The 16,500-nt window shown below is 35.9% G+C and carries 18 protein-coding genes; 9 read left to right on the top strand and 9 right to left on the bottom strand.

The annotated features are described in order from the left end of the window. Positions 1–35 precede the first annotated feature (35 nt). The 7 genes from FJR37_RS26730 to FJR37_RS02265 all read right to left on the bottom strand — a co-directional run bounded on the left by FJR37_RS26730 (position 36) and on the right by FJR37_RS02265 (position 8,023). A complete protein-coding gene (locus FJR37_RS26730; protein WP_254434483.1) occupies positions 36–1,520 on the bottom strand; it encodes a restriction endonuclease in 1,485 nt (494 codons plus the stop codon). A 43-nt stretch (positions 1,521–1,563) separates the two neighbouring features. Then, positions 1,564–2,637 carry a site-specific DNA-methyltransferase gene (locus FJR37_RS02290; RefSeq protein ID WP_168465180.1) on the bottom strand — a complete coding sequence of 358 codons (1,074 nt, stop codon included), beginning with the start codon at positions 2,635–2,637 and terminating at the stop codon, positions 1,564–1,566. A gap of 98 nt (positions 2,638–2,735) precedes the next feature. Beyond that, entirely contained in the window at positions 2,736–4,196 is a 1,461-nt protein-coding gene (hpnJ, locus tag FJR37_RS02285; protein WP_168465179.1) for a hopanoid biosynthesis associated radical SAM protein HpnJ, read from the bottom strand. Positions 4,197–4,419: 223 nt separating this feature from the next. Next, on the bottom strand, positions 4,420–5,250 hold the full coding sequence (locus FJR37_RS02280) for a squalene/phytoene synthase family protein (protein WP_168465178.1): 831 nt from the start codon (positions 5,248–5,250) through the stop codon (positions 4,420–4,422). Between the two features lie 499 nt (positions 5,251–5,749). Continuing rightward, a complete protein-coding gene (locus FJR37_RS02275) occupies positions 5,750–6,079 on the bottom strand; it encodes a hypothetical protein (protein WP_052149848.1) in 330 nt (109 codons plus the stop codon). 37 nt (positions 6,080–6,116) lie between these two features. Continuing rightward, positions 6,117–6,767, bottom strand: coding sequence for a HEPN domain-containing protein (locus tag FJR37_RS02270; protein ID WP_039201260.1), 651 nt, complete (start codon positions 6,765–6,767; stop codon positions 6,117–6,119). Positions 6,768–6,781: 14 nt separating this feature from the next. Continuing rightward, positions 6,782–8,023 carry a DUF262 domain-containing protein gene (locus FJR37_RS02265; protein ID WP_168465177.1) on the bottom strand — a complete coding sequence of 414 codons (1,242 nt, stop codon included), beginning with the start codon at positions 8,021–8,023 and terminating at the stop codon, positions 6,782–6,784. A gap of 98 nt (positions 8,024–8,121) precedes the next feature. Between FJR37_RS02265 and FJR37_RS02260 the strand changes: the two genes are divergently transcribed. The 8 genes from FJR37_RS02260 to FJR37_RS02225 all read left to right on the top strand — a co-directional run bounded on the left by FJR37_RS02260 (position 8,122) and on the right by FJR37_RS02225 (position 13,608). Then, positions 8,122–9,582, top strand: a complete 1,461-nt coding sequence (locus tag FJR37_RS02260; protein WP_168465176.1) for an aminotransferase class I/II-fold pyridoxal phosphate-dependent enzyme — start codon at positions 8,122–8,124, stop codon at positions 9,580–9,582. 115 nt (positions 9,583–9,697) lie between these two features. After that, on the top strand, positions 9,698–10,033 hold the full coding sequence (locus FJR37_RS02255) for a cation:proton antiporter subunit C (RefSeq protein WP_168465175.1): 336 nt from the start codon (positions 9,698–9,700) through the stop codon (positions 10,031–10,033). Next, positions 10,030–11,478: a cation:proton antiporter gene (locus FJR37_RS02250; protein ID WP_168465174.1), complete on the top strand. Its 1,449-nt coding sequence runs from the start codon at positions 10,030–10,032 to the stop codon at positions 11,476–11,478. The genes FJR37_RS02255 and FJR37_RS02250 overlap by 4 nt, the downstream gene beginning before the upstream one ends. Beyond that, positions 11,475–11,861, top strand: a complete 387-nt coding sequence (locus FJR37_RS02245; protein ID WP_168465173.1) for a Na+/H+ antiporter subunit E — start codon at positions 11,475–11,477, stop codon at positions 11,859–11,861. Before FJR37_RS02250 ends, FJR37_RS02245 begins: the two co-directional genes overlap by 4 nt. Next, on the top strand, positions 11,858–12,115 hold the full coding sequence (locus FJR37_RS02240) for a hypothetical protein (protein WP_053539415.1): 258 nt from the start codon (positions 11,858–11,860) through the stop codon (positions 12,113–12,115). Before FJR37_RS02245 ends, FJR37_RS02240 begins: the two co-directional genes overlap by 4 nt. Next, a complete protein-coding gene (locus FJR37_RS02235) occupies positions 12,112–12,390 on the top strand; it encodes a monovalent cation/H(+) antiporter subunit G (protein WP_039201719.1) in 279 nt (92 codons plus the stop codon). Before FJR37_RS02240 ends, FJR37_RS02235 begins: the two co-directional genes overlap by 4 nt. After that, positions 12,383–12,940: a DUF4040 domain-containing protein gene (locus tag FJR37_RS02230; protein ID WP_168465172.1), complete on the top strand. Its 558-nt coding sequence runs from the start codon at positions 12,383–12,385 to the stop codon at positions 12,938–12,940. Before FJR37_RS02235 ends, FJR37_RS02230 begins: the two co-directional genes overlap by 8 nt. Before the next feature lie 5 nt (positions 12,941–12,945). Then, positions 12,946–13,608, top strand: coding sequence for a Na(+)/H(+) antiporter subunit B (locus FJR37_RS02225; RefSeq protein ID WP_015083250.1), 663 nt, complete (start codon positions 12,946–12,948; stop codon positions 13,606–13,608). Positions 13,609–13,924: 316 nt separating this feature from the next. Here the strand turns inward: FJR37_RS02225 and dusB are convergent, their stop codons facing one another. Then, positions 13,925–14,977 (bottom strand): tRNA dihydrouridine synthase DusB, encoded by a 1,053-nt coding sequence (gene dusB / locus FJR37_RS02220; RefSeq protein ID WP_168465171.1) that lies wholly within the window; start codon positions 14,975–14,977, stop codon positions 13,925–13,927. Positions 14,978–15,083: 106 nt separating this feature from the next. Here dusB and FJR37_RS02215 point away from each other — a divergent pair, with 106 nt between their 5' ends. Continuing rightward, positions 15,084–15,578 (top strand): TM2 domain-containing protein, encoded by a 495-nt coding sequence (locus FJR37_RS02215; RefSeq protein ID WP_152608873.1) that lies wholly within the window; start codon positions 15,084–15,086, stop codon positions 15,576–15,578. Positions 15,579–15,756: 178 nt separating this feature from the next. Here FJR37_RS02215 and nth read toward each other — a convergent pair whose 3' ends face one another. Continuing rightward, positions 15,757–16,428 (bottom strand): endonuclease III, encoded by a 672-nt coding sequence (nth, locus tag FJR37_RS02210; protein ID WP_174763375.1) that lies wholly within the window; start codon positions 16,426–16,428, stop codon positions 15,757–15,759. Between the last annotated feature and the right edge of the window lie 72 nt (positions 16,429–16,500).

Here is a 16,500-nt window from a genome sequence, read left to right as displayed (position 1 = left end):
TATATGTTAATTGTTTTGTAATTTGATGATAAAAATCAAATATCATTTTGCTCATCTTCTATAACTTTAGCCATCAAATCTTCTTCTTGTTCAATTTCATTTAATTCTTCATCTGAGATATCCAGTTCTTTTTTAGAAAATACTCTTCTAGCTTTTCGATCCAAAATTTCTACAATACTTGTTTTATCTTTCTTAATAGCCTCAATATCATCTTTTTGTAACAGAATCATATAATAACGAGATACATCCATCATTCTATAAGCATATTGATAAGCCTCTCTTGTAAACTCTCCAGTTGTCACAACCATAACTACATCGGCTCCTGTAACAAATGTTAAACCTATTTCTTTAGCTAAAACATCAGTATCAACTTTAGCTGTGTTTTTACATTGAATTTGCCAACGACTATAAACAAACCTATCAGAAGCTGCTAAAACATCAACTTCTCCTTTGCCAACTTGTCTACTACGCCATTTTGTAAACCTCAAACTGGTAAGACGGATCATCCAAATTGCTAGAAGTTCTAATGCTTTACCTTTTATATGTTTATCTGGATGATTTAATTCATTGACAACATCATCAAAAGTGCGATTAAGTTCAATCTCTGAAATTCTCGTTTCATTAGCAATAGATTTTAATAATGGTGTTAATATTTCGGTTCTAGCTTTGTTACTTAATCGGACATTATTAGGTTTAGCACCTCTACCATCTGTAGTTTTTTCTGTTTCTATTAACCCAAAATTTACCAGTGGTTGAATTACATCTTTCACTAAATTTTTAGTCGTGAGTCTTAATTTATAAATACTTCTTGTATGTTGTGCTATTTTATTAGCTGGTGTAAATCCTTGTATATTATAGCTTAGTAAACTCAATAAAAAGTGTTTTTGCTCTGGATTTAGTGCATAAAGTTCATCAATAAAATCTTTATTAATACCTAAAATATCAGAAACAATATCCCAATTAATTTCCGTTTTCCTTTCAAAAACACCTGCTAGAGATAACCAACTTCTCATGGTACTTACATAAGTACAATTAGGAGATATTGAATATCCCCTTTCTTGTAATTCATAGTTAATTGCTTCTAATTGTGGTTCTTCTCCTCGACTATTAAGCGCATCAATGGCTTTTAATAAAGCCATACCTCCTAAATTATTTAATATATGAGATGCAAATTTTTGATTGACAAATGAACTATTATTAGCACTAGATAAAAGTTCTTCAGCTAAAGAAGTAAGTTTATATTGACGTGATTCCTGTAAGTTTTCAATTAGTTGATATGCTCTAATTGATAAGAAACAATTCATTGCCAATTTACCAATATTTTCTGATGCTAGTTTAGATGATGTTTGTTGAGAATGTTGAGAAAAATAACGTTCAGCAATACTAGCTTCTAGAATATCCCGATTGGGTTGACACTGATTACATAATTCTAGAATTTCAATTAATGAGAATTTATTTGGATCAAATTGATCCCCATAAGTAAAATTTTTTAATTTTTTGGTATTGTTGTTTGATTCCATTTGCTATTTACCTAACATAGTAAAATTTAATTTGTCACTGCTGTTAAAATAATCCTAACTGAATAGTCTGTGATTTACTCAAAGAATTTTCTAAATCAATAGCTAATAAATCTGCTGGGAGTTCAACAACCAAAGGAGCATTTTTTTCAAATCTCAATTGTGAACTTTTAACATAATTTTCATCTATTTCAAAAGATAACCATTTTCTTTGTAATGTTTCTGCTACTCTACCTGTCATATTAGAACCAGCAAAAGGATCTAATACAATATCTCCTGGCTCAGTACAAAGATTAATGATAAACTCTGGTAAAGCTTGAGGAAATCTGGCTGGATGTGGTTTAAAACCTTCCTCTTTACAGCGTATTTGGTAATAATCATTAGAAGCAGTATTAGAAGCAGAAATCATGTTAACTGCTAAGAATAAATCTTCTTGAATTGGGGTTGGTTGTCCCATTTCTTCTTTATCTATATTAGAACGTCCATCAATAATATTAGGAGGAATAGCACCACCTCTATCATTACTAAATTTATGAGAAATATCATGACCTGATGGTCTTAATTTAGGTTTATAGCCATTTTTAAGAAGATTTTTCATGGCTTGACTATAAGGTTTTAAAACTCTTCTATTATTAGCTTTAGGGTGGGGTTCTTTAGACAGCCACCAAATAGTATTTACAGCATCTTTAACTCGTTCTCTGCGAACTGTTACCCACTCTGCGGGAGTAGGAAGTTTTGCGGGATTATACCAATATAATTCTTGTGCTAAATAAAAACCTAATCCACCCTTTTTTTGTGGTTTACACAGAGAAACAACAAGTTCAAAATGATAAAGAGAACGAACTGGTATTCCCTTAACCCAACTCCCACCAATATCAATTACTAATGAACCTGTAGGTTTGAGAATGCGGTGAAATTGTACTGCAAAATCCTTAAACCATTCTACATATTCATCAGCATCAACGTTACCATATTCTTTTTTTCTAAGTAGTGCAAATGGTGGAGATGTACAAATTAAATCTATACTTTCATCAGGAATATCTGTCATTAATTCCAGACTATTTCCTAAATAAGCAGCGCCAAATTCTGTTTGGTAGTAAGCAGCAAAATTACTTTGCATATTAATTCAAAATTTTGTGTAGTAGTAAGGATGGAATTAACCCCATCCCTACAATTAATTATGATGACAATAAATTAGCCATCATTACATTATACAACCTAAAGAACAGCAGTTTGCTTAGGTTTTGCGTGTGCGGCTGCTTGAGTCCGACGGTCATTCAAATAACCAAAGAACTCCTTACCTTCCCGCAAACGACGAACTAACATTTGTCTATCAGCCAGCATTTCCCGCACAATCGGAATAATTGCTTTGGGACGGAAGTAAAACTTGCGATACATTTGTTCAACTGAATCTTCAATTTCCGCACTAGAAAGACTTGGATATTGCAAAGTTGAAGTTTGAATACCGGAAGTTGCTACTAAAGACTCATTTGCAAACCAACCTTTTTCTCTGGCTTGTTCATACAACTCTGTACCAGGATAAGGTGCAGCAATAGAAACTTGAATTGTATGGGGACTCAATTCACAAGCAAAGCGAATTGTTTCTTCTACAGTTTCCTTAGTTTCTATTGGCAACCCGATAATAAAAGTCCCATGTACAGTAATACCAAGTTTGTGGCAATTCTTCATGAATTCTCGCGCCACTTCTAGCTTAATACCTTTTTTGATATTATTGAGAACTTCTTGATTACCAGATTCAAAACCTACTAATAACAATCTTAAACCGTTATCTCGTAAAGTTTTGAGAGTATCATAATCTAAGTTTGCACGGGCATTGCAACTCCAAGTTAAATTGAGTCGCTTCATGTGTTTACTAATTGCGATCGCTCGATGTTTATCAATGGTAAAAGTATCATCATCAAACATATACTCCCGCACCTTATCTCCAAAGAGAACCTTAGCCTCTTCCATTTCTCTGCCTACGGCATCGGGGCTTTTATGACGGTATAAATGTCCACCAATAGTTTGTGGCCACAAGCAAAAAGTACATTTTGCTGGACAACCACGCCCAGTATAAAAAGAAATGTAAGGATGTTGCAAATAGCCAATAAAATACTTGCTAATATCCAAATCACGAGCATAAACAGGCAACACACTGGGCATAGCATCCCAATCATGAATCAAAGGACGTTCCTCAGTTTGGTGGATATTTCCCAACTTATCCCGGTAACTCAAACCCTTGATTTCATCCCAAGGTTTTCCTTCTGCTAATTCCTTACAGGTATAATCAAACTCATTGCGACAAACAAAATCAATTACTGGATTTTCTCGCAAAGTTGCCTCTGGTAAAACCGCAACGTGCGCCCCCACAAAGCCAATTTGTACATTGGGGTTTTGAGATTTGATTGTTTCTGCACACTTAACATCATTAGCCAACGATGGTGTACTGGTGTGCATAATTACCAATTCGTAATCCTTGGCAATTTTCAGCACATCATCCACTGTCTGCCCATGAGGAGGTGCATCAACTAACCTGCTACCAGGAACTAAAGCCGCAGGTTGTGCTAACCAAGTCGGATACCAAAAAGAAGTAATTTCTCGTTTTGCTTGATACCGCGCCCCCGCACCACCATCAAAACCATCAAAAGAAGGTGGACTCAAAAATAAAGTAGTTTTCATGAATATTTTTCTTGTCAGTTGTTAGTTGTTAGTTGTTAGTTGTCAACTTAAGCCAACCAGGGAATGAATTCCCTGTCTAAAAGCTAAACTCGGTTAAAACCGACTACTTTGACATAAATAGGACAGTTTTTGATTTTGAGTTAACCAGAGTGCGTTTTAACGCACTTTAGCTTTTAGACCGGAACTTAAGTTCCGGGCGGATTTGTTCCCCATACCCTATTTCCTAACTAGCTTTAGCGTTCACACCCATGAGGTTTTCAATCAGGGAAACAACATCACTACGGCTGAGTTTTTCCTTACCACTAGCCAAAGCATCTAGAGTACCATGAGCTAAAGCCAGAGGAATTTGGCAAAATTGCAAAGCCGGTCCATTGGGCAGAGAGTTCGTATAGGCATCTGCTAAGATAAGATTGCGACGGGCATATTCTTGGAGATTGTCATTATCCCAACCTGCTGGGTAAAAATTGACCCCACGAGTTAAATCCTCACCATTGTTTCGCAGAATATTTACTGCTTGCAAACCCCTACCAAATCCTATGGCTTGAGTGCGGTTGCTTTGAGTTCCATCATACCAATTCCATAAATCTGAGAGTAACAAGCCCACAGCACCAGCCACCCCAAAAGTATAACGGTCTAAATCCGCCTCTGTTTCTATTTGCCAATTTCTATCTGCCCAATAAGCCATTCTATCAGCCATTGCGGCTGTTGCATCCCAAATTCGCGGGGCAATGCTTTCAGGTGCTAATATTGACCATTCTCTAATGCGTAAACTGACTTCTTGTAAAGAATTTTCGTAACCTTTAAATCCTACAGAGAAAGCATCAAGGGGAAAACCATCTATTCCCGCTTGCAATGTTAGACTAATATTCTGCAACAGGCGTTTTTTAGTCTCGTTATCCAAGTTTGGATCATCTTCAATTTGGTCAATGGCACGCATACACAAGTATGCTGATGCCACTGCTTCTTGTAATCCTGATGGTAAAATACTAATTGGGATATAAAAAGTTCTACTAGTGTCTTTAAGGATTTGCAACGCATCTCCACGTAAATCCATTTTGTTCACTCCTGTCTTGATTTTCACACCACACCTAATTTCCGACTTTTCGATAATACTAGATTTAGTCTTTATTAAACCTTAAAAACCATAAACACTCTAGATATTCAATCTAGAAACACATAGTTAATCGTGTCATATTTAACACAATTTTCGAGCTTATCAGAAAAATGCCCAAAACCCTTAAAGGTGCGCCCCACTCAAGAGGACACACCTGTGCTACTTCTACGCCGTGCAGGCTATCAAATAAGGGACGTAGCCTAAAGCCAGGATTTATTTTGCACTGAGATTCTGTGTATATTGTATAATGAATGGTTATCGAAAACAAACAAAGTTTATTAACAAGATTAAATCAGTGCTAGTTCTAGAATACAAGGTTGGGCAATGCGTTGACTCATAAATCACGGTATAAATTCCGTACAAGAAACCAGAATTCAGCCATGCTGTTAAAGCACGGTTGGGATGAATGCTGGTCAGTCCAGGGGACAAGAAAAAACGTTTAACTTTTTTCCTTTAATCCTTGTTCTTGATCATTGTCAAATAATTCTAATAAACCAAATATCCCTACAAAAAATGTATAAGCTGCATATTTGATTGATGCTTGATTGCGAGCAGGTGCATAATAAGCAGCAATTAAGGCTTCGAGAAAATGAGCCAACAGCACAATATGAGTGATAATTAAAGCTGGAGTTAAGATGCTCGGTAGTTGACTGTTAGTGATTGATGTTTGGATATTCCATAATTCTAAGCCTACTGCACTGGTTGTGAGTGTAATGGATATAATTTTGAAGATGGGGAATAGTTTTTGTTTAATATCTTTTAAGTTCATGTTGTTTGATTTTTTTTAGCCAAGAGTATTTTACATTTTATTGCATTAAATTATTCATTAATTCATCTATTCTTAAAAGTCCCTCAGTAATTTGTTGAACCCTATTTAATTCAGTTGCAGGATCTAGCATTTGACTAGTCATGTACGATGTAGCTGAAGAATGTGCAACAAGACCTCGTTTTTCTCCAAATGTATTCATGGTATTAAGCCAAGCAGTATTAGTATTTAAGTCATTACTATTTATTCCTATGGGTAATAGTAATGCTAAAATATTTTTTTCTTTTACTCCATGATTATTATCAATAACCTTCTTAAAGCTCTTGATAGCTGAATTTATTTTTTCAGTTATTTTCAATCGCTTGTCGTGATTATCTTGACTTACATTGTTGGGTTTGTTAAGTGTATCTGGTGGTTTATCCATAGTTAAATCAGAGAAACCAAGTAAACATATCAGAGTGCGAGAGGTTTTACCTGTACTATCCCAAGCTCCTTTAGCATCTAAAGCTATTTTCCAAGCTCTTTCTTCAAGATAATACTCAATTTCAGCATGAGCAAGAACTCTGTATGCAGCAGTTCTAGATAACTGACTCTCGGAATATGAACCTGTCGGGCTAATTTCAGGAATAAATTCGTCTTTTAGCCTGTTTAGCTGCGTTCTTAAAGTAATAAATTTATCAGATTCTGGCATATCTTATTAAGAACCTACCTCAAACCATTGAAAATAATCCGATTCCCATCTAGTTCAGGTAAATTAAAGTTTACTTCTAAAACTTTTTGTAGACTTTCACCCCACAACCTCAGACGATTGTAAATTTCAGGAATATTTTGTGTTCTGCGTTCAACAGCTTCTCTAAAATCACTGTTTGATGAACATAATTCCTGAAAAGCAACTTTAACTTTTTCTTGATGATCTTCAGCAGATTTCCTGATTATTTCATCTGAAAAGTAAAAAACCATCACATCTAAAATTGCTCGATTGAATTGGCTTTGATATTTATTATTTCTGCTCGACCATAAACGAGAGAAGTTTTTCTCTTCAAATATATTAATAGTTGTTTGTACTGCTTCTTCAAATTGATTAACTACATTTGTAATATCATTACATCTCTGATTATTAAGCCTTTCACAAGTCATGTCAAGAAATTCCTTAAGATTTCCCCGATAATCAGATAAAAAATAATGAAATCCTATATAACGTAATAGTAATTCAACATCACGCATCCGAGAATCAGGATTTGATGATTTAAATATCTTTCTCAGAGCCTTACTTTCAACTGATTGATCATCTAACCAATTGATAAAATCACCTGGATGTAATGCTTGTCTTAGCTCTTGAGGAGATAATGGAGTGCCTCCTATATTCAGCCGCAGAAAAATTTTATATAGTAAGTTTTCGTTAGGCCAATTCCTAATTAATACTGTACGAATAGTTTGGTTATCGAGAGCATTAAGTTCAGAACTCAAAAAGACATCATTTTTAAAATCTTCATATTTTTTGCCTATTAAATCACGTCTAAATTCTAGATTTCTTAAAGCAAAGGCATTGTTATTATTCGATATATTTTCATCACTTCCACCATAAAATTGCAGAATAGTTAACAATCGTTGTTTACCATCAAGAACAATAAATTTACCTTTTTCCTGACGATTAGCAGCTAATACTATTTGTGGAACTGGAAATCCAAGTACAAGTGATTCGATAAACCTACTTTTACGAGTGATATCCCAAGCGTCTCGTCTTTGAAATCTTGGATTTAGCTCTATATTACCCCGATCAAGTTGATTAAAGATTGTCTCTGTTGTCCAGTCACTACCAGAAACAACAATTTCTGGAATTTGCTTTAATTCAGGAATTAATCCACTCAGCGGCTCAAATTCAATTTCTTGATCTTCCTCTTCTTCAAATAAGATTACTTCTTCGTTAGTCATAGTTTCAGTCTGCATAAGGATTTGAATTTAAATACAATATATCATATTATTTCTTTAGATTCTAGATGTTATCAATTTTTACTTTAAGCTTTCAACGCTTCTTTTCCCTTAAAATGCTCAACCAAAACCAAACCCCCCTTATTGATGCCTTAAAAGCCTGTACAACCCGTCCCCACGCACCATTTTACACCCCAGGACATAAACGCGGTGCGGGAATTTCGCCAATCTTAACAGATTTAATTGGTAAAGATGTCTTTCGGGCTGACTTAACGGAATTAGCAGAGTTAGATAATTTATTCAAACCAGAAAGCGTAATTCTCGCAGCACAAGAACTAGCAGCGGAGGCTTTTGGGGCAGAGAAAACATGGTTTTTAGTTAATGGTTCTACCTGCGGAATTGAAGCCGCAATTATCGCTAGTTGTAGAATGGGAGAAAAAATAATTCTGCCTAGAAATGTCCATTCTTCTGTTATTTCTGGATTGATTCTTTCGGGGGCAATTCCTATTTTTATAAATCCTGAATACGATGAAGATTTAGATATTGCATACAGCATTACACCAGAATCATTAAAAGCAGCATTAGCAAAACATCCAGATACAAAAGCAGTGCTGATAGTTTATCCTACTTATCATGGTGTTTGTGGAGATTTGCCAGCATTTATACACCTTACTCATCAATATAATATTCCTCTGATTGTAGACGAAGCACACGGCGCACATTTTCATTTTCACCCAGAATTACCCACATCAGCTTTAAGTGCAGGTGCAGATTTAACTGTCCAATCAATTCATAAAACATTGGGGGCAATGACACAGGCATCAATGTTACATATTCAAGGTAAAATTATTGATATTGATAGAGTTAATAAAGCCTTACAATTAGTGCAATCTACAAGTCCTAGTTTTATTCTTTTAGCTTCTCTCGATGCTGCACGTCAGCAAATGGCAATACATGGAAAAAAGCTCATGTCTCAAACTTTGGAATTAGGGAAAGCAGCCAGAACTCAAATTAATCAAATTCCTGGTTTATCTACTCCCCTTTCTCAAAAAGAAAAATCACCGGGATTTATAGATTTAGATAAAACTAGATTAACAGTTAATGTTAGTAAATTAGGATTTACTGGCTTTGCAGCCGAAGAAATTTTAAATGAGAAATTTAATGTAACTCCAGAATTTTCATCTTGGCAAAATATCACATTTATTATTAGCTTAGGAAATACAGAAACAGATATTCAAAATTTAATTAGATCTCTAAGTAATCTTACTCATATTAATCCATTAAAAATTCAAAATTTATTGTGTAAACCCAAAAAAGATAACACAAGTAATATTATAGCTATTTCTCCCCGTGAGGCTTTTTTTGCTAATAGTGAAATCTTGCCTTTCGAGAAAGCTCAAAATCGGATTTGCGCGGAAATTATTTGCCCTTATCCTCCAGGAATTCCTGTATTAATGCCTGGAGAACTCATTACAAAATCAGCTTTAGAACATTTACAAGAAATTCAAAAAATGGGTGGTTTTATCACAGGTTGTGCAGATGAAAGTTTGCAAACTTTAAAAGTTGTGAAAACATAAATCATTGAGTATAACTATCATAATCATAAGAATATTCTAGTGTTGAAATTATTCTAGCACTAAGATTTCGTGCTTATATAGAGTTAGCACTTTATATAAAAATTAAATAATTCCCGTGTTAGAAGCGTGCGTACTGATAACAATACTGTGTGGTTTTTTTGGCATCATCTTCAAAAAAAACTTGGTAATGAAAATTGTCTCAATGGATGTGATGAGTACGGGTGTGATTGCTTTTTATGTACTAATTGCATCACAACAAGGCTTATTTACTCCCATTATTTCAGAAGTAAAAAATATTGCTTATGCTGATCCTGTTCCCCAAGCAGTCATATTAACAGCGATAGTCATCGGTTTCTCGATACAGGCTTTGATGCTGGTTGGTGTGATGAAATTAGCACGGGATAATCCCACATTGGAAAGTAACGAGATTGAGAAAAATAATACACCATGAATACCATTACACTGAGTTGGATTGCTACCCCATTTTTTCTAGGGTTCATCATTTTTCTAGTCCCCAAACTTAACCGACATTTGACATTGTGGGGGACTATTGCTTCTGCTGCTTATGGGTTGCAGCTATTTATCGAACCATCACCCATCACACTGAATTTACTGGATAGTTTCGGTATCACTTTAGTGGCTGACGAGTTAAGTGGTTACTTTATTTTCACAAATGCCCTGGTAACGGCTGCTGTTGCCCTCTACTGCTGGCGCAGTGATAAAACGGCTTTTTTCTATGCCCAGATGATTATTGTGCATGGTAGCCTGAATGCGGCCTTTGTCTGTGCAGATTTCATTAGTTTATATGTGGCCTTAGAAGTAAGCGGTATTGCGGCTTTTCTATTAATTGCTTATTCTCGTAGCGATCGCTCAATTTGGGTAGGTTTACGGTATCTTTTTGTTAGTAATACTGCAATGTTGTTTTATCTGGTTGGTGCAGTGCTGGTTTATCAGACGCATCATTCCTTTAGTTTTGCCAGTTTAAAGGGATCACCACCAGAAGCACTAGCATTAATTTTTCTGGGATTATTAATCAAAGCGGGGATTTTTGTCTCCGGGTTATGGCTACCTTTAACTCATTCTGAATCAGAAACACCAGTTTCCGCATTGATGTCAGGAATTGTCGTTAAAGCCAGTGTTTTACCTTTATTACGTTGTGCATTCGTTTCCGAAGAAATTGATACCATAGTCAGAATTTTTGCTGTGGGAACAGCTTTAATGGGTGTCTCCTATGCTGTCTTTGAAAAAGATACTAAGCGAATGTTGGCGTTTCACACAATTTCCCAATTAGGCTTTATTCTTGCTGCACCGGCTGTAGGTGGATTTTATGCCCTCACCCATGGATTAGTCAAGTCATCTTTATTTTTGATTGCGGGTTCTTTACCCAGTCGCAATTTTAAAGAACTGCAAAATAAACCCATTCATACTAATATTTGGATAGCCTTAGCGATCGCTAGTTTATCAATTTCTGGTTTACCTTTTTTGTCAGGTTTTGAGGCAAAAGTATTAACGACAAAAAATTTAGCATCTTGGCAATTTATACTGATGAATATTGCCGCAGTTGGTACAGCCATATCTTTTGCTAAATTTATTTTTCTCCCCCATGCAAAAGCAGAAGAAGAAGAAGAAGAAGAACAGAAAACAAAATCCGGTTTTTGGATATCAGTAATCTTTTTAATTACTGGATTATTTGTGGCAAATATTGTCTATCTTCCAGCTTATGAAATCACCAATATCACAAAAGCACTTTTAACTATTGCTGCGGGCTGGTTAGGATATCATTTCATTTTCAAGAAATTATCCATATCTCTACCTCGTGTATTTGAAGAATTTGAGCATTTAGTTGGTGTCATGAGTTTAACTTTAATCCTATTATTTTGGATGGCTTTCCCATGATTGGACATCTCATATTAAGACTAACAATTTGGTTATTACTCACTGCTAATGTGAGTTTAACAAATATTATCATCGGTGTAATTATTGCCTTAATTTTACCACGTGGTAAGTCATCACCAGAAAAATTAAAATCTTGGGTAAAGGTAATAATTAAGATCCTTGTTGCGATTCCGGTAGCTTTTATGGAGGCATTTGAAATTATCTTCCGTCCCCATAACGAAGAAGAAATTATCATGGAGAAAGTCAAACTAAACAGATCACCTTTATTGATTTTCCTCGATATATTTCTGATTACCTTTACCCCCAAAACCATAGTTTTGAAGTACCACGAAGAAGGATGGTATGAAGTTCACCAAATTAAACCCAGGAAAAAACAAGCATGAACCTAGAAATAGTCTTAATAGCAATGATTTTGGCTTTACTTATTCCCATTTATGAAGCTTGGAAAAGTGATGATACCTGGCAGAAAATGTTAGCTTTTGGTAGCATTTCCAGTAAAGTAGCCATCATGATTCTTGTAATTTCCGTTTTGCGAGATGATTGGATGATTGGTGTAGTTGCAGCGATTATTTTGACAGTAGGAAATGCCGGCTTAATGTTATTAGCACATATCCTCAGAAGATTAGGTGAAGTATGATTAACCTTCTTAGTTATACCTGCATAAGTATTGGCATAGTTTTTTGGTTTTGGGGAACTTCTCATTTAGTCAGCAACAGATCAGTATTATTCAAATTACATGGACTTTCTGTTGCGGATACTTTAGGTTCAATGATGATTATTGTCGGACTACTACTGAAAATACCCAGTGAATGGCCATTACTTATTCTTGGCATTATTTCCTTAGCAATTTGGAATACTATGCTGGGTTATGTATTAGCATACTGTTCAACAGAAGAGGAAAAACATGAATGATACTTATCTCTATTTAATCATTGCTTTATTACCCTTAACTGCGGGGATGTTAGTAACTCAAACTAATCCCTATCATGCCTTAGTAATTCGTGGGGTACTCGGTGCAGTTGCAGCAATGGTAGATGCAGTTTTAGGTGCAGCAGATGTGGCTTTAACAGAAGCATTAATGGGAACAATGCTATCAATTACTCTCTATGCGATCGCAGTTCGTTCATCCTTAGTATTACGTCTTGGTGTCATGGAAAATCAGTCAATAGAAAAAAATCAAGATGGCAATTTTCAACAACTTATGAGCGACTTTCGCCGCATTTTCAAGAAACATTATCTGCGTCTAGAACTCGTACCTTACACTACTAAAGAAAATTTACAACAGGCGTTAATAGAAAAAGAAATTCATGCTACCTGTGCGCCATTAGAAAAGTTTGTGGAAGCAGAAGAAACATACCAAACCGTGATTAGAGTGCAACGCATTTATAACATCATGAAAAGCGAACTTTCATCACCAAAGACAGGTTTAAGATATTTCAACGTTTTAGATTCAGGGGAGTAAAATTTATGAAATTAGTTTACATTTTAGCCGGAATAGCTTTATTTGTGAAAATGCTAATCATGCCTAATTCTGAACTAAATTTACCAGATATTTCCATTGTGGAAACAGTGGTTAAAGAAAGTGGTGTTCCCAATGCAGTATCAGGGATTATTTTCAGAAATCGGCTATATGATACAATCTTTGAAGTTATTGTTTTTACTATAGCCATTCTCGGAGCTAATTTTTTATTAGCTAATGAAAAACCATCTTGCAGCATCTATCAATTTAAAGATCAACCATCAATAATATTAGCTCGTCTAGGGGCGACAATTGCGGCATTAGTGGGCATTGAATTAGCAATTAGGGGGCATTTGAGTCCGGGGGGTGGTTTTGCGGCTGGAGTCGCTGGAGGGACAGCAATCGGACTGATAGCAATTACCTCATCATACCAATGGATGCAGGACATTTACCAACAGTGGCACGCGGCTATGTGGGAAAAGATTTCGGTGTTAGTCTTTATTGTTTTATCAGTGATAACTTTGTCGGGATTTGAGTTACCACACGGTGAGTTAGGAATGCTTTTTAGTGGCGGAATTTTGCCAATATTAAATATCTTAGTTGCTGTTAAAGTGGCATTAGGTTCTTGGGCTGTGATTTTGATTTTTATTCGTTATCGGGGTTTGTTATAAAAAGTGGGAGTTTAAAGAATTAGCGATCGCACTTAAGTAGGTGAACACAATAAAACCAAACTGTGTAAAGAAATGTAAAATCGCCTAAACCCTCTTCACTCTTGCCTTTTGCTTTGCCATAACGACAATTTTCAACGCCAACCTACTTAGGGACTTCCAAGAAATAAATTATCCTGATTAACGAACCACAGAGGCGCAGAGGACACAGAGGAATAAGGGTTTGAGAGATTTTTGCGTTAGGTGGTTGAGTATTTTTTTATTTGGAAGTCCCTTAGCTTGTGTTAACCTATCGCTTAACCTAATCTAGAAATCAATGCTAAAGTGCAATAATAGCTGGTACTTCTTCTTCAACTTCATAACCATTTGCTAATCTTTCTATCGCACCATCAATTAAATCTAAACCTTGTTGGACAGTTTCCATTAAACTTAACTTACCCCGTAAATCAGCCGCACCCATAAAGCCTTTTGCATACCAAGTCATGTGTTTACGAGCTTGACGGACTCCCCTATCTCCCTTGTATTCCCACAAAGCAAAAAGATGTTCTCTGGCACATTCTAAGCGTTGAATTGGGTTAGGTGGTGTTAATAATTCTCCAGTTTTTAAGAAATGATCAACCTCACCAACTAAAAAGGGATAACCTAAAGTTCCACGAGAACACATTACTCCATCTGCACCAGTTTGTTCTAAACATTTTACCGCAGCTTCCACAGAAAAAATATCCCCATTCCCAATTACAGGAATTGATAAAATATCCTTGACTTTAGCTATCCATTCCCACCGCGCATTACCATTATAACCTTGAGCGCGAGTGCGTCCATGCACAGTAATCATTTTTGCTCCCGCGTCTTCCATTCTTTTCGCAAAATCAAGAATAGTAATTTCCTGATCATTCCAACCAATGCGAGTTTTTACAGTTACAGGCACATCTACTGCTTTGACAACTTCCCGTACAATTGCTTCCGCAATTTCTGGTTGACGTAATAAGGAAGAACCACCACCATTTTTAGTAATCTTATTCACAGGACATCCCATATTAATATCAACAGTATCTGCACCTTCAGCAACTGCTTTTATGGCTGCTTCTGCTAAAAAATCGGGACGACAATCAAATAATTGAATACTAATAGGTCTTTCTTGAGGATCTACTTCCATGATTTTTGGTAATTGGTTAACATAGTGTAAACCCGTTGCATTTACCATTTCCGTATACATCATGGAGTCTGGTGCATAACGACGCACCAAACGCCGAAACACCAAATCAGTCACCCCGGACAAAGGAGACTGTAAAACACGGCTTTTAACCTCAAATGAGCCGATTTTTAGGGGTGTGGAAAGTCTAGCTTGGAGTTCAGGTGAAAGGGAAATCATGGTGATAAATAAATATAATGGTTAATTGGGGAATCGAAGACTAACCAAGGGTAGTTAATTGCAGTGTGGGTTTTTAAACCAGTAAATCCTAATGGACATAAATAAGATGACTATAAAAAATACTGAACATAAAGACCGTCTTCTTGTCTCTTACCTCTTGTGTGGGGCTGGTTTTTTGGGAATAGGTGGTTTACATCGCTTATATAATGGTAAAACGGCTACTGGTTTATTATGGTTCTTTACCTGTGGGTTCTTTTACTTGGGACAAATCTATGATTTATTAATCATACCTAATATGGTGGACGAATATGAGCAGAAATTGCTACTAAAAGCAGGTTTATCACCTTTAGGCGTATCCATGAATGAACGGATATTTATTTCCCAAGTTCACAAACCGGCGGAGAAACCAATGATTGTTAAACTAATAGAAGCCGCAGAAGCTAAGGGTGGTAGTTTAACTGTAACTCAAGGTGTTAAGGCTACAGGAATGAGTTTTGCAGAAGTCGAAGCTACACTCCAAGAAATGCTGAAATCAAATCATATCAGAATTGGTAATGACCCCATTTCTGGAGTCGTAACTTATTATTTTGATGAATTGTAATAATCAAAAATAGCATCTTTATTAATTACCTCAGTCACACTAAAAATCTGTTGTAGGGTGCGTCAGATATCAATAATCTGTTTCTTGGCAGGATTTATGCAAGTCTGACGCACCCTACCAATGTGCCAGTTGCGTAAGTCCTGTAGGATTGCAATGACTCATTTAGATTATGAATGAGTTACTTTGTTTTTTGTGACTTTGGTTCAGATAAATTCATATCACACAAGTCAATCAACTTACAAATATCACAACTAGGAGAACGGGCTTTACAGACAGCCCGACCATGATAAATTAATCTAATTGACCAATTTTCCCAGTCTGGTTGGGGTAATAACTTCATTAGATCCTTTTCAATTCCCACAGGTTCAGTATTTTTTGTCAATCCCAAACGCTGACTTAAGCGCTTTACGTGAGTATCTACAGTTACTCCAGCATTAATACCATAAGCATGGGCTAAAACCACATTTGCAGTTTTCCGGGCTACTCCTGGAAGCTTTAATAAGTCTTCCATTTTGTTGGGAACAACAGAGTTAAAATCCTGAACAATCATTAGACAAGCGCCTTGAATATTCTTGGCTTTATTACGATAAAAACCTGTCGAACGTACCAATTCTTCTAACTCTGTTAAATCTGCATTTGCTAGACTTTCCGCGTCAGGAAATTTGCCAAATAATCCTGGCGTTACTTTATTTACCCTTTCATCTGTACATTGAGCGGAAAGAATAGTTGCTACTAATAATTGTACAGGGGTGGCATAATCTAGGGAGCAAGTTGCGTCTGGATAAAGATGCTGGATACGGGAAAGAATTTCTAAAGCCCGTTGTTTTTCGGTTAATGATTTGCGAGTCACATCAGCAATTTTAAATTTAGAATTATTATTTTGGTGTAGTGTAGGGGTTTAGCAATGCTCATTGGTGTCAAC

It is taken from the genome of Aphanizomenon sp. UHCC 0183 (assembly GCF_009712065.1).
GTDB lineage: Bacteria > Cyanobacteriota > Cyanobacteriia > Cyanobacteriales > Nostocaceae > Dolichospermum > Dolichospermum heterosporum.
This window is presented reverse-complemented; position numbering and strand designations above follow the sequence as displayed.

Bases quoted from the DNA above. Each gene is read 5' to 3' on its own strand.
- FJR37_RS26730 (WP_254434483.1), bottom strand. From the start codon at position 1,520: ATGGAATCAAACAACAATACCAAAAAATTAAAAAATTTTACTTATGGG.
- FJR37_RS02290 (WP_168465180.1), bottom strand. From the start codon at position 2,637: ATGCAAAGTAATTTTGCTGCTTACTACCAAACAGAATTTGGCGCTGCT.
- hpnJ (WP_168465179.1), bottom strand. From the start codon at position 4,196: ATGAAAACTACTTTATTTTTGAGTCCACCTTCTTTTGATGGTTTTGAT.
- FJR37_RS02280 (WP_168465178.1), bottom strand. From the start codon at position 5,250: ATGGATTTACGTGGAGATGCGTTGCAAATCCTTAAAGACACTAGTAGA.
- FJR37_RS02275 (WP_052149848.1), bottom strand. From the start codon at position 6,079: ATGAACTTAAAAGATATTAAACAAAAACTATTCCCCATCTTCAAAATT.
- FJR37_RS02270 (WP_039201260.1), bottom strand. From the start codon at position 6,767: ATGCCAGAATCTGATAAATTTATTACTTTAAGAACGCAGCTAAACAGG.
- FJR37_RS02265 (WP_168465177.1), bottom strand. From the start codon at position 8,023: ATGCAGACTGAAACTATGACTAACGAAGAAGTAATCTTATTTGAAGAA.
- FJR37_RS02260 (WP_168465176.1), top strand. From the start codon at position 8,122: ATGCTCAACCAAAACCAAACCCCCCTTATTGATGCCTTAAAAGCCTGT.
- FJR37_RS02250 (WP_168465174.1), top strand. From the start codon at position 10,030: ATGAATACCATTACACTGAGTTGGATTGCTACCCCATTTTTTCTAGGG.
- FJR37_RS02245 (WP_168465173.1), top strand. From the start codon at position 11,475: ATGATTGGACATCTCATATTAAGACTAACAATTTGGTTATTACTCACT.
- FJR37_RS02240 (WP_053539415.1), top strand. From the start codon at position 11,858: ATGAACCTAGAAATAGTCTTAATAGCAATGATTTTGGCTTTACTTATT.
- FJR37_RS02235 (WP_039201719.1), top strand. From the start codon at position 12,112: ATGATTAACCTTCTTAGTTATACCTGCATAAGTATTGGCATAGTTTTT.
- FJR37_RS02230 (WP_168465172.1), top strand. From the start codon at position 12,383: ATGAATGATACTTATCTCTATTTAATCATTGCTTTATTACCCTTAACT.
- FJR37_RS02225 (WP_015083250.1), top strand. From the start codon at position 12,946: ATGAAATTAGTTTACATTTTAGCCGGAATAGCTTTATTTGTGAAAATG.
- dusB (WP_168465171.1), bottom strand. From the start codon at position 14,977: ATGATTTCCCTTTCACCTGAACTCCAAGCTAGACTTTCCACACCCCTA.
- FJR37_RS02215 (WP_152608873.1), top strand. From the start codon at position 15,084: ATGACTATAAAAAATACTGAACATAAAGACCGTCTTCTTGTCTCTTAC.